The organism is Microbispora sp. GKU 823 (assembly GCF_002027145.1).
Taxonomy (GTDB): Bacteria; Actinomycetota; Actinomycetes; order Streptosporangiales; family Streptosporangiaceae; genus Microbispora; species Microbispora siamensis.
On the sequence record NZ_MWJN01000001.1, the window covers coordinates 21,940 to 34,328 of the forward strand.

Sequence of the window (12,389 nt, forward strand, 5' to 3'; positions counted from 1 at the left end):
AAGCGCCACCGGGGGCCGAGCGAACCGGAGGGGCGTGGGTGGGCGCACCGACGGCGAGCCGGAGACTCAGACGATGGGAAGCAGGAGCATGGAGCGACGTCCTGGCGTACCCCGGCTGCTCCGGGAGATCAACGACCGGGCCGCCCTGGAACTGCTGCTCGCCTCGGGTCCCCTGACCCGCGGCCAGATCGGGGAGCTCACCGGCCTGTCCAAGGTCACCGCGTCCCAGACGCTGGCGCGTCTGGAGGAGCGCGGCCTCGTGGAGGTCGTGGGGGAGCAGGCGGGCAACCGGGGGCCCAACGCCGCGTTGTACGGCGTGATCGCCTCCTGTGCGTACGTCGCGGGGCTCGAGGTCGGCCCCGACCGGGTGTCGGCGGCGATCGCCGACATCAACGGCGACGTGGTGGCCGAGGTGACGGCCTCCCCCGAGGGGCAGGACGACCCGGTGTCGCTGGTGCACGCGGCCGTGGTGAAGGCCTGCAGGAGCGCGAAGGTGGCGCTGTCGCGGCTGCGCGGCGTGGTGATCGGCACGCCCGGCGTCGTCGACCCCCGCACCGGCGATGTGCGGTTCTCCTTCGACCTGCCGCAGTGGCACGAGGGCATCCACGAGGCGCTCGCACGCGACCTGCGCCGGGACGTCACGATCGAGAACGACGTCAACCTCGCCGCGATCGCCGAACGCGCGAAGGGCTCCGCCCAGGAGGTGGACGACTTCGTGCTCGTGTGGGTGGGCCGTGGCATCGGCCTGGCCGTCGTACTGGGCGGGCGGCTGCACCGGGGCCGTTCGGGCAGCGCGGGGGAGATCGGCTATCTCCCGGTGCCCGGGGTGCCGCTCGCCGACGACGTGAGGGCGGTCCCCGGGCGCCTGCCGTCGCTCGGGGGCGGCCTGCAGTCGCTGGTCAGCTCCGAGGCCGTCACCGAACTGGCCCGTGGGCACGGCTTCGCCGGAGACACCGCCGCCGACTGCGTGACCGCGGCCGTCGCGGCCGGGGCCGCGGGCGAGCCCCTGCTCGACGAGGTCGCCTCGCGGCTCGCCCTCGGTGTGGCGTCGGTGTGCGTGGTGCTCGACCCCGGCCTCGTGGTGCTGGCCGGAGAGGTCTGCCGGGCCGGCGGGGCGGCGCTGACCGCCCGCGTGGAGGAGGCGGTCGCGCGCATCTGCCCCGTCCCGCCGCAGGTCGTCACGAGCCAGGTGGAGGGCAACCCGGTGCTGCGCGGCGCCGTCCTCGCCGCGCTCGACCAGGCCCGGGAAGAGATCTTCACCTCCTGAGGAGGGTGCGAGGCCGTCGTCAGGACCGCTCGCGGGCGCGGCGGCGGTGGGCGGCCACCCGCTCCCGTGAGGCGCAGGCGGCCGAGCAGTAGCGGCGGGCGCTGCCCGGGCCGGTGCCGAGGTAGAAGGCCGAGCAGGTCGCGGCGGCGCATTCGCCCCAGGTGACGCGGCCGTACTCGCTGAGGATCCGCGCCAGGGCCAGCGCGCTCGACGCGAGGAACCACTCGTCCCAGCCCGCCTTCTCGCCCCGGTCCACGTGCAGGTGCCAGGGGTGACCGTCGTGCCGGGACAGGTACGGCGGCGCGCAGTGCTCGGCCAGCAGGACGTTGAGGGCCTGGGCGGCCTTGTCGGTGTCGGTCTCGGCCAGCACGTCCGCCATGCGGAGGGCGGCGGCACGCAGGGCGTCCGCGTCCGAGTCCGAGAATTCCCGCTCCGTCAGGTCTCCGGCGCTCTCACCGTGCCGGGCGAGCAGGTCGGCCATCGCGGCGCGCGGCAGGTCCTGGGACCGGCGGACCGCGTTCACAAGGTCGATCAGCCGCCGGGCCGGCTGGAATCCCTGCTTGGTCGACGTCTCGCTCACACGTCCTAGGGTAACGTCTTGATTCGCAAAGCCGTTACATGGGAGGTCGCGTGCCCGCCGGAGTGAGGCTCTATCTGGTCACCGCGTTGCTCGCCCGGCTGGCCGAGGAGGGTGTCGCGGTCGCGGCCGTCCTGCTCGCCCTCGACCGGTCGGGCAGCGCGGCGGAGGGCGCGTTCGTGCTCACCGCCCTGATGGCGCCGCACGTGTTCGCCGCGCCCCTCGCGGGCGCCCTCGCCGGACGGGTGCGCAGCCCGCGCGTCTTCTACGCGGGGGCGCTGGCCGGGTTCGCGCTGGCGGTCGAGGCCCTGGTGCTCCTCGTCGGGCGCGCGCCGTTGCCCGTGACGCTCGCGGTCGCCCTGGCCGGCGGTTGCTGCGGGCCGGTGGTCTCCGGCGGGCTGTCCGGTCTGCTGGCCGTGCTGGTTCCGGCGGGCGCGGCGCGGGACCGTGCCTACGCCCTGGACGCCGCCGTGTTCAACGCGGCGTCCGTGACCGGCCCTCTCGCGGTGACCGTGGTGACCGGCCTGGCCTCGCCCGCGCCGGCCATGGCGGCCGTGGGCACGGCCGCGGCGTGCGCGGCCGTGCTCGTCGCCCTGCTGCCGCACCGTCGCCGGCAGGACACTCAGGAGCGTCCGACGCTGTGGGGCGACCTCATGGCGGGGCTCGCCGTCGTGTGGCGCATCCGGGAGCTCCGGGCGATCACGGCGGCCACCTGCCTGGCCTTCCTCGGAATCGGCGGCCTCACCGCCGCCACCGTGCTCTTCGCGGACGCGCACGGCAGTCCGGGCGCGGGGGGCGCACTGGTGACGGCGTTCGCCGTGGGAGCCCTGATCGGCTCGCTGGCCGTGGCGCGGCGGCCCGTTCCGGCCCCACGCCTGGCCGGGCTCGCCATGCTCGGCTTGGGGCTGGCTCTGGCGGTCGCCGCGCTCGCGCCTTCGGTGACCTGGGCGGTGCTGCTGTTCGCCCTCGCCGGGCTGTTCGACGGGCCGCTGCTGAGCGCCACGCTGCGCATCCGGGCGGACCACGCGCCGCCCCGGCTGCGGCCCCAGGTGTTCACGCTCGGAGCGGGTCTGAAGATCACGGCGGCGTCCTGCGGGTCCGCCGTGGCGGGCCTGTGCGCCGGGCTGCCCGCGCCGCTCGTGCTGCTCGGGATCGCCGCCGTCCAGGTCGCCGCCGCGGTCCTCTACGCGATCGTCCGCTCTCCTCGTACGCGCGGCACGACGGCGGTGCCCGAGGCGTTCACGCCGTGAGGAGTTCGACGGCCGCCTGGGCGTTGGCGCGGGCCGCGCCGTACGTCGCGATGTAGGCCCCCGAGTCGGGCCGCCAGATCGGCAGGCCCATCTCCACCACGACGGCGTCCGGGCGGGCGGCGAGCAGCCCCGAGATCAGCTCGCGGCTGCCCTGGTGGCGGTGGGCGTCCTTGACGACGACGATCAGCGAGCGGTCCCGCGCCCGCCCGAGCAGCGCCGCGGCGTCGGCCTCCTCCGGCTTGACCCGGACGATCTCGGCCTGCGGCAGCCACGGCGCGACCCCCCAGGGCACCTCGCCCACCGCGATCGTGGGCGGCGTGTCGATCTCGACCACGAACGGGTCGACCAGCGGCCCCGCCGAGCCCGTCAGCGACACGGCGCGGCGGGCGGCGTCCAGGCCGATGACGTCGCCCTCCGCGTCCTCGGCACGTGTCGCGCCGAACCAGTCGCGCAGCCGCTCCACCCGCGCGGCGGCCTCCTCCAGCCGCTCGGCCGTGAGCCTGCCCTCGGCGACGGCGTCCACGATGTGGTCCACCATGCCCCGGACGTCCTCCGGAGTGGGCAGCGGCCCGAGGCACAGCAGGTCGGCGCCCGCGGCCAGGGCCATCACCGCACCCTCCGCGAGCCCCACGCTCCTGCTGATCGCGTGCATGTCGAGGGCGTCGGTGATCACGACGCCGTCGTAGCCGAGCTCGCGCCGCAGCAGCCGGGTCAGCGTCTCCCGGCTCAGCGTGGCGGGCAGCGTCCCGGTCAGGTCGGGGACCGCCACGTGCGCCGACATGATGGACTTCGCGCCCGCCTCGATCGCCGCCAGGAAGGGGACCAGCTCGCGCTCCCTCAGCAGGTCGAGCGAGGCGTCCACCAGCGGGATCTCCAGGTGCGAGTCCTGGTGGGTGGCGCCGTGACCCGGGAAGTGCTTGACGCAGGCGGCGATCCCCGCGGACTGCAGGCCGCGTACGGCGGCGACCGTGTGCCGTGCCACGAGGTCCGGCGATGAGCCGAACGACCGGGTGCCGATGATCGGGTTGTCGTCGGCGGTGTTGACGTCGGCCACCGGGCCCATGTCGAGGTTCACCCCGCACCGCGCCAGGTCCGCGGCCATCGCGTGGTAGACCCGCTCGGTCAGGGCCACGTCGTCCACCGCGCCGAGCGCCGCGTTGCCCGGGTAGGCGCTCCCGGTGTGGTAGGCCAGCCGGGTGACGTCCCCGCCCTCCTCGTCCAGGGAGACGACCGGGCGTCCCGCCTCGTGCAGGCGGGCGCTGAGCGCGGCGACCTGCTCGCCGTCCGCGACGTTGAACCCGAAGAGGCAGACGCCCCCCAGACCGTCCTCCAGGCCGCGCAGGACCCAGTCCGGCGCGGTCGTGCCCCGGAACGAGATCAGCAGTGCGCCCGCCGCGAGCCGGTGCAGGCCCGGGTCGCCGGTACGCGTGGACGGGTCGGCGGCCCCGTCAGGGGGTCGCGGGTGGCGGACATGGTGTCTCGGCTCCTTAGGTGACAGAGGGTGTGACGGCGCGCGGGCAGGGCCCGTACGGCCACCGGGTCGCGGTGGCCGTACAAGGGCGCCGACAAGGGCGGCCGTACGAGGGGGAGGTGCCGGTGGCGGTGTGGTTATCCCTTGACCGCGCCCGCGACGAGGCCGGAGACCATCCGCCGCTGGACCAGCAGGAAGAAGATGAGGACCGGGATGGTCATCAGGGTGGAGGCGGCCATGATGCCGCCCCAGTCGGTCGAACGCTGGCCGACGAAGAACTGCAGCGCGACCGGCATCGTGTACTTGCCCTGGTCGCCGATGAGGGTCAGGGCGTAGACGAACTCGTTCCAGGTGGTGATGAACGCGAAGATGCTGGTCGCGACGAGACCGGGCGCGACGAGCGGGAACAGCACCCGCCAGAACGTGGTGAACCGGCCCGCGCCGTCGATCCAGGACGCCTCCTCCAGCTCCTTGGGCACGGCCGCGACGAACGTGCGCAGCATCCAGACGGAGAACGGCAGCGTCAGGCCGACGTTGATGATGATCAGGCCGAGCAACTGGTCGTACAGGCCGAGCCGCTTGACCATGGTGAACAGCGGGATCAGCAGCGCCTCGGCCGGCACCATCTGCACGATCAGCAGCAGGATCAGGAACGAGGTGCGGAACCGGAAGCGGAACCTGGCCACCGCGGTCGCCGCGAGCAGCGCGAACACCGCGCCGAGCACGACGGCGCTGAGCGCCACGAGCGTGCTGTTGAACAGGTACTGCCAGATGGAGTGGCCGGCGACGCCCTTGGTGAAGACCCGCGAGATGTGGTCCATCGAGGGCGGGCTGGGGAACGGGATGAAGCTCGTGGTGAAGATCTGGTCGTTCGGCTTGAAGGCCGTGGTGACCATCCAGTAGACGGGGAAGACCGCGAAGAGGAACACCACGACCCCGGCCGCGTTCAGCGCGGCCCGTCCGAGCCTCCTGCGGGCGAGCGGGCTCATCGGATGTCGTCCTCCGTCTTCACGATCTGACGCACGTACACGAAGGTGATCAGGAGCAGGATCACGGTCAGCACGACCGCGATGGCGGCGCCCAGGCCCATCTTCGGCGGGCTGCTGAACGCCTCGGCGTAGCTCCACAGCGACAGGTTGAACGCGTCGCGGTTCACCGTGCCGCCGGCCAGCAGGTAGAGCTGTGTGAAGACCTTGAAGTCCCAGATGATCGACAGCACGACCAGCACCGAGAACACCGGCTTGAGCAGCGGAAGCGTGATCCTCCTGAACGTGAGGACCGCGCCCGAGCCGTCCATCTTCGCCGCCTCGTACAGCTCCGAGGGGATGCTCTTGAGCCCCGCGAGCACCGACACCGAGATGAACGGGAACGACGCCCACACCACGGCCACGATCAGCACGAAGTAGAGCGTGAGCGTGTCGTTGAACCACGGGTGCCCGCTCCAGTCGGCGCGGCCGAACAGCAGGTTCGACAGCCAGTCGGGCAGGAGGTTCAGCGTCCAGTTGACGATGCCCGAGTCGGAGTCGAACAGCCACTTCCACACGACCGCCTGGGCCGTGGGCGGGGTGGCCCACGCGGCCATGATGCCGACGATCACGAAGGTCGACATCTTCGGGCCGAGCTTGTTGAGCAGCAGGCCGACGAGGGTCCCGAGGACGAGCGTCAGCGCGACGGTGACGACGGCGAAGAGCACCGTGTTGCGCAGCGACGACCAGAACAGGTCCGAGTCGAGGATCTGCGAGTAGTTGTCCCAGCCGACGAAGTCGGCGGGCGCGGGGTTGACGGCCTTGATCTGCCGGAGCCCGACCTTGTGGAAGGACATCTCGACCATCTGGTACAGCGGGTAGAGCAGCAGCACCGCGATGACCAGGAAGCCGGGCAGGAGCAGGACGTACGGAACGGCCTTCGGGGAGAGCCCCGACCTGCGCGTCCGCTTGCGACTGCGCCGCGACGGGGCGGAGGTGTCGGCTCCGCCCCGGGCGAGGGTTGACGAGTGAGTCATGATCTACTGGTTGAGGATCGTCTCAAGCTCGGTGTTCGCGTCCGCCAGAGCCTGGTCGACGTTCTTCTTGCCCTCGATCACCTCACGCGCCGCGTTCTGCAGCACGGCCTTGGTGTCGTTGGCCTCCGCCCAGTTGGGGCTGGCCGGGAAGCCCTTGGCGACCTTGAAGGTGTCCGTGAACGGCTTCTGGGCGGGGTCGCTGCCCAGCTCCGCGAGCGCGTCGGGGTAGAGCGGGAGCAGGCCGCCCTCCTTGGCGTACCGGACGCCGAACTCCTTGCCCGCGGCGAGCTTGACGTACTCGAGGGCGAGCTCGGGGTTCTTGGCGTCCTTCCAGACGGCGATGTCGTTGCCGCCCTGGAAGGCCGGGGCCGGGCCGGAGCCGTCCTTGGCGGGCAGCGAGAAGAAGCCCATCTTCGACTCGTCGACCTTGCCCTTGCTCTGCTCCTTGATGGCGGCGATGTCCCAGCCGCCGGTGACGTACATGCCGACCTTGCCGGCGGCGAAGCGCTGGGCGATGTCGACGGAGTTCTGCGTCAGGCGGCCCTTGCCGGACACGCCGTCCTTGGCGACCAGATCCGTGTAGAACTGGAAGCCCTCCTTGAAGGCCGGCTGGGTGAGCTGGCCCACCCACTTGCCGCCCTCGAACTTGGCGAAGTCACCGCCCGCCGACCAGACGAACGGCGACAGCGACATGTTCGCGTCGGAGCCGCCGTTGAAGGCGAAGCCGTCGACGTCCTTGCCCTGCTTGTCCACGATCTTCTTGGCCGCGGCGACCAGGTCGTCCCAGGTCTTGGGGATCTCGATGCCGAGCTTGTCGAACCAGTCCTTGCGGTAGAGCACGGCGCGGGTGCCGCCGCCCCACGGCACGGCGTAGATCTTGCTGTCGATCGTCTCGTAGCTCCACAGGTTCTGCGGGATCTGCTGGAGCTCGGGGTCGCTCTTGACGGCGTCGGTGATGTCCGCGAGCGCGTCCTGGGCCACCCAGGCGGCGACCTGGTCGTTGCCGAACTCGGTGACGTCCGGGCCCTCGCCGCCGGCGAGCGCGGTGGTCCACTTCTTCTGGGCGTCGGGCCAGGGGATCCACTGGACCTTCGCCTCGGCGCCCGTCTTCTCCTTGAACTTGGCGTTCAGGTCGTCCATGTATTTGGTGAAGACGTCGGTGGGGGCACCGAGTCGCCACACGGTAAGAGTCTGGCCGGCGAACTTCGGACCGCTCGCGGCGGCGGAGGACGACGGGGCCGTCGTGCTTCCGGAGTCGTCGCTTCCGCAAGCGGCGAGTCCCAGGGCCAGGGCAGCGGTCGCGGTGGTCGCGACCGCGATCTTCGCGATCTTCACGTTGTGTCTCTCCCTTCCCGGCTTCGCGTCGGGGGTGCGCCTCATGGGGGGTGTCGGCGGGCCGCTCACCTGCCGGAAGGCGCTCTCCTTTCGGTCGGCGCTCTGGCGTCCCGAGGCTGATCGGTTGCCTCCGGGCTGGCTGGCGATAAACTAACAAGAAACTTTCTTATAAAAAAGACCGCGTTAGCGGATCGTGACGAGAGGGGAACCAGCCGGTGCCTCAACGACCGGGTACGCCTCGGCTGCTTCGGCAGATCAACGACCGCGCGGCATTGGAACTCCTCATCTCCAGAGGCCCGCTGACCAGGGCCGAGTTGGGAGAGCTTACCGGGCTGTCCAAGGTCACATCCGGCCAGCTCCTGGCCCGGCTGGAGACGCGCGGGCTGGTCACGGCCGCGGGGGAGCGCCCCGGCGGACGCGGCCCCAACGCCGCGCTGTACGGGGTCAACCCCTCCAGTGCGTACGTCGCGGGGCTGGAGGTGCTGCCGGACAGCGTCACCGCCGCCGTCGCCGACATCACCGGCACGGTCGTCGCCCAGGTGGCCGTGGACCCGAGCGAGGCCCGCGATCCCGTGGGCATCGTCCACGAGGCCGTCCAGCGGGCCTGCGGGACGGCCGGGATAGAGCTCACCCGGCTGCGCTGCTTCGTCATCGGCACGCGCGGAGTGGTCGATCCGCTCACCGGCGACGTGCGCTACTCGGTCGACCTGCCCACGTGGCACGTCGGCATCCTGGCCGGGCTGCGCACCCTCCTGGGCGAATGCGTGATCATCGAGAACGACGTCAACCTGGCGGCCCTCGCCGAGCAGACGTACGGCGCCGCGCGGGGCGCCGACGACTTCGTGATCCTGTGGACCGGCGTCGGCCAGGGCCTCGGCGTCATGCTCGGCGGCCGGCTGCACCGCGGCATCACCGGCGGCGCGGGCGAGATCGGCTGGCTGCCCGTTCCCGGGGAACCGCTGCCGAGCGCGGTCACCGCGCCGCAGACCGGGTCCTTCCAGCGCCTCGTCGGAGGAGAGGCGCTGTGGAACCTGGCCCGCGCGCACGGCCTCGCCGCCCCGGACGTTCGGGACGCCGAGGTGGCCGACCTGGTCCGTACGGCCATGGACGTCGGCAACGAGGCCTTCGTCGAGGACCTGGCCGGGCGGCTCGCGGTCGGGGTCGCGGCGGTCTCCGTGGTCCTCGACCCGGGGCTCGTCGTGCTCGGCGGTGACGTGGGCAGGGCCGGCGGCGTCCACCTCGCGGAGCGCGTCGAGGAGGCGGTGGCCAGAGTGTGCCCGAGCCGCCCCACCGTGGTGGCGACCGGAGTGGAGGGCAATCCCGTTCTCATGGGTGCGATCGTCGCCGCTTTGGACCGAGCGCGTGAAGAGGTCTTCTCGGACACCGTGTGACGGTAGGTTGATCCTCATGCCCGACTTTCCGCATGATCGCTCCGCCGTGCCCGGCCTCGCCGAAGGTCCGGTGCTCATCTCCGATCCCCGCGTGACCTCGATCGGCGTGAACGAGTGCGGGGAGAAGCTGAGCGACGTACGGGGGCGGCTGCGGGTGGACGGGCGGCTCGCCGACCCCGCCGGGGCCTACGCCCACCTGCGTGAGGGCCTGCTCGCCCGCCTGGAGGAGGCACAGGAGCGCCTGCCCGCAGGGTGCAACCTGGTGGTGGTCGAGGGCTACCGCCCGCCGGCGCTGCAGACGAAGTATTTCGAGGAGTACAAGGACGAGTTGCGGGCGACGTTCCCCCACATGTCGGGCGCGGAGCTGCACGTCGCCGCGAGCCGGTACGTCTCGCCGATCGAGGTGGCCCCGCACACGGCGGGCGCGGCCGTCGACCTCACGCTGTGCGGCGACGACGGGGTGGAGCTCGACATGGGGACGGCGGTCAACGCCACCCCCGAGCAGAGCGGCGGCGCGTGCTACACCGCCGCCCCCGTGGGAGCCGAGGCGCGGCGCAACCGCGACGTCCTGCGCGCCGCCCTGGAGGCGGCCGGGCTGGTCAACTACCCGACCGAGTGGTGGCACTGGTCGTACGGCGACCGCTACTGGGCCATGACCCGCCGCGCCCCCGCGGCCATCTACGGCCCCGTCGAGCTGTAGGGCATTTCCGCCCCCACCGGTGCTTCGGGACGTCCCGGCGAAGCGAGCGCGCCCGTGGACACGGTGCGCCCGGGCCGGCTGTGAAACGTCCGGCGGTATTCCACCGGGGTCACGCCGACCGACCTGGTGAAGTGGTGCCGCAGGTTCCCGGCCGTGCCCATGCCGCACAACCGGCTGACCCGCTCGATCGGCAGATCGGTCGTCTCCAGGAGGTGCCGGGCCCGCGCGAGGCGCTGGGCGTGCAGCCATCGCAGCGGGGTGGTGCCGGTGGCCGCGTGGAACCGCCGGACCAGCGTGCGCGTGCTGACCGACGCCCACGCGGCCATCTGCGCGACGGTGAGCTGCTGGTGCAGGTGCTCGAGCGCCCACTGGAGGACGGGGGCCAGCCCGTCCTCGCCGGAACGGGGCACCGGAGTCTCGATGTACTGCGCCTGCCCGCCGGGCCGATGAGCGGGTACGACCATGCGCCGGGCGACCTGGTTGGCGATCTCGGCGCCGAGGTCGGTCCGGACGAGGTGCAGGCACAGGTCGATTCCCGCGCTGCGTCCCGCGCTGGTGAGCACGTCGCCCTCGTCCACGTAGAGGACGGCGGGGTCGACCTGCACCCGGGGATGACGCGCGCTGAGGATGCCGGTGTACATCCAGTGCGTGGTGGCCCGCCGCTCGTCCAGGAGGCCCGCCGCGGCCAGGACGAAGGCGCCCGTGCACAGCGAGACGATCCGAGCGCCGTTCGCGTGCGCCGCCCGCAGCGCTTCCGGCAGCCCCCAGTCGTCCATGCGGGCCGTGTCGCCCGCGAGCACGGCGTCGGGCGGGATCGCGGGGACCACCACGGTGTCGGCGGTGGCGAGGGTGTGGAAATCGTAGGGCGTGTGCAGCGCGAACCCGTTCTGCGTACGTGTCGTCCCGGGGTGGGCGGCGCACAGCCGCAGCTCGTACCAGGGATCGGCGAGTTCGCTGCGGTCGGTTCCGAAGATCTCACAGGCGATGGACAGCTCGAACATCGGCATGCCCGCGGTGACGGCGAGGGCCACGATGCCGGGAACGGCTCTCATGCGCTCACCATAGCGGCAGGATTTTGACGGACAGCGGCAGTTCTGCCACTCGTTCGCGCGCGGCGCCCCGGTCAGGCTGATGAGTGTGAACAACGCGACTTCCACTGCTCCGGCCACGAGACGGCCGACGTCCGGGTCGGCGTTCGCTCTGACGGCGGGGGTCATCGGGCTCTGCCTCGCCGCGTCGGCCGTGCCGTCTCCGCTGTACAGGCTGTACGCGGTCCGATGGCACCTGCCGGCCTCGACCGTGACCCTGATCTACGCGACGTACTGCCTCGGGGTGCTGGCCTCGCTGCTGGCCTTCGGCCGGGTCTCCGACACCTGGGGCCGCCGGCCGGTCATCGTGACGGGCCTGGCCGGCCTGCTCGCCTCGATGGGCCTGTTCGTGTACGCGTCCGGCGCGCCCTGGCTGTTCGCCGCCCGCGCGGTTCAGGGGCTGGCCACCGGCATCGCGATCAGCGCGTCCGGCGCGGCCCTGCTCGAGTTGCGCCAGGGCCGGGATCCGGCCACGGCCAGTCTCTACAACGTCGTCGCCAGCGCTCTGGGCGTCGGGGCCGGCGGCCTGCTCGGCGCGGTGCTCCTGCAGTTCGCGCCGGGACCGCTGGTCACCCCGTTCGTCGTGCTCGCCGTGCTGGTCGTCGTCCTGCTCCTGGGCATGACGGCGGTCCCCGAGACCGTGTCACAGGAATCACGCTCCGGGTTCCGGGTCGCGCCCCCGGGCGTGCCACGGCAGATCCGCGCGCCGTTCGTCCTCGCGGGCCTCGCGATCACCTGCGCCTGGTCGATCATCGGCATCTACCTGGGGCTCGCCGGGACGCTGGCCCCCGCTCTTCTCCACACCACGAGCCCGCTCGCGGCCGGACTGGCCATCCTGGCGCTGGGGGGCGCGTCGGCGGTGCCGCCCCTGGTCGCCCGGGCGCTGCCCCCGGCCGTCCAGATTGCCTGGGGAACGCTCGCGCTCATCGGCGGCATCGCGTCGATGGCGTGGTCGCTGTCCGCCGACAGCGCTGTGTCGTTCGTCGCGGCCAGCGTGGTGATCGGCATCGGCGTCGGCTTCGCGATGTTCGGCTCACTGCGCACCGTCGGCGCCGCCGCGCCGCCCGGCGGCCGGGCTCAGGTTATGGCCGCCTTCTACATCGTCGCCTACGGCGCGATCTCGCTGCCCGCCGTCGCCGCGGGATTCGTCGTGCACCGGCTGGGAGCGGCGGCGACATTCCAGATCTTCGGCGCGGGCATCGTCGTCGTCTCCGCCGGCACCCTGCCGCTGGCCGTGGCGCGGCACCGTGCCCGGAAGCGGGCCGCGGGCGTGACCACGTCGCCGGCCTTCGGTCAACTGCGGATCCG

At 72.3% G+C, this 12,389-nt stretch carries 11 protein-coding genes and 1 pseudogene; 5 read left to right on the top strand and 7 right to left on the bottom strand.

Features of this window, described 5'->3' with window-relative positions; translation table 11 throughout:
- The first annotated feature begins 88 nt into the window (after positions 1 to 88).
- Positions 89 to 1,267, top strand: coding sequence for an ROK family transcriptional regulator (locus B1L11_RS00105; protein WP_079311986.1), 1,179 nt, complete (start codon positions 89 to 91; stop codon positions 1,265 to 1,267).
- Between the two features lie 19 nt (positions 1,268 to 1,286).
- On the opposite strand, the gene B1L11_RS00110 is transcribed toward B1L11_RS00105, so the two are convergent.
- Complete coding sequence (locus tag B1L11_RS00110) at positions 1,287 to 1,847, bottom strand: CGNR zinc finger domain-containing protein (RefSeq protein ID WP_079311988.1); 561 nt, start codon at positions 1,845 to 1,847, stop codon at positions 1,287 to 1,289.
- A 50-nt stretch (positions 1,848 to 1,897) separates the two neighbouring features.
- Between B1L11_RS00110 and B1L11_RS00115 the strand changes: the two genes are divergently transcribed.
- Positions 1,898 to 3,094: an MFS transporter gene (locus tag B1L11_RS00115; RefSeq protein ID WP_143736788.1), complete on the top strand. Its 1,197-nt coding sequence runs from the start codon at positions 1,898 to 1,900 to the stop codon at positions 3,092 to 3,094.
- Here the strand turns inward: B1L11_RS00115 and B1L11_RS00120 are convergent.
- The 4 genes from B1L11_RS00120 to B1L11_RS00135 form a co-directional block, all read right to left on the bottom strand.
- Entirely contained in the window at positions 3,084 to 4,502 is a 1,419-nt protein-coding gene (locus tag B1L11_RS00120) for a glycoside hydrolase family 3 protein (RefSeq protein ID WP_256862130.1), read from the bottom strand. The genes B1L11_RS00115 and B1L11_RS00120 overlap by 11 nt on opposite strands.
- A 200-nt stretch (positions 4,503 to 4,702) precedes the next feature.
- The gene (locus B1L11_RS00125; RefSeq protein ID WP_030506489.1) at positions 4,703 to 5,554 is read right to left on the bottom strand and encodes a carbohydrate ABC transporter permease; all 852 of its coding nucleotides are present in this window, start codon (positions 5,552 to 5,554) and stop codon (positions 4,703 to 4,705) included.
- Positions 5,551 to 6,567 carry a carbohydrate ABC transporter permease gene (locus B1L11_RS00130; RefSeq protein WP_079311994.1) on the bottom strand — a complete coding sequence of 339 codons (1,017 nt, stop codon included), beginning with the start codon at positions 6,565 to 6,567 and terminating at the stop codon, positions 5,551 to 5,553. The genes B1L11_RS00125 and B1L11_RS00130 overlap by 4 nt, the downstream gene beginning before the upstream one ends.
- 3 nt (positions 6,568 to 6,570) lie before the next feature.
- Positions 6,571 to 7,902, bottom strand: a complete 1,332-nt coding sequence (locus tag B1L11_RS00135; protein ID WP_079311996.1) for a sugar ABC transporter substrate-binding protein — start codon at positions 7,900 to 7,902, stop codon at positions 6,571 to 6,573.
- 215 nt (positions 7,903 to 8,117) lie between these two features.
- On the opposite strand from B1L11_RS00135, the gene B1L11_RS00140 reads away from it, so the two are divergent.
- The gene (locus B1L11_RS00140) at positions 8,118 to 9,293 is read left to right on the top strand and encodes an ROK family transcriptional regulator (protein WP_079311998.1); all 1,176 of its coding nucleotides are present in this window, start codon (positions 8,118 to 8,120) and stop codon (positions 9,291 to 9,293) included.
- 16 nt (positions 9,294 to 9,309) lie between these two features.
- The gene (locus tag B1L11_RS00145) at positions 9,310 to 9,993 is read left to right on the top strand and encodes a M15 family metallopeptidase (protein ID WP_079312000.1); all 684 of its coding nucleotides are present in this window, start codon (positions 9,310 to 9,312) and stop codon (positions 9,991 to 9,993) included.
- Here B1L11_RS00145 and B1L11_RS00150 read toward each other — a convergent pair.
- The gene (locus B1L11_RS00150; protein WP_079312002.1) at positions 9,972 to 11,045 is read right to left on the bottom strand and encodes a helix-turn-helix domain-containing protein; all 1,074 of its coding nucleotides are present in this window, start codon (positions 11,043 to 11,045) and stop codon (positions 9,972 to 9,974) included. The genes B1L11_RS00145 and B1L11_RS00150 overlap by 22 nt on opposite strands.
- A 79-nt stretch (positions 11,046 to 11,124) precedes the next feature.
- Between B1L11_RS00150 and B1L11_RS54400 the strand changes: the two are divergent.
- A pseudogene (locus tag B1L11_RS54400) lies at positions 11,125 to 12,144 on the top strand (MFS transporter); the annotation flags it as partial.
- 44 nt (positions 12,145 to 12,188) lie between these two features.
- On the opposite strand, the gene B1L11_RS46370 reads toward B1L11_RS54400, so the two are convergent.
- Complete coding sequence (locus tag B1L11_RS46370) at positions 12,189 to 12,359, bottom strand: hypothetical protein (protein ID WP_179154915.1); 171 nt, start codon at positions 12,357 to 12,359, stop codon at positions 12,189 to 12,191.
- Positions 12,360 to 12,389 lie beyond the last annotated feature (30 nt).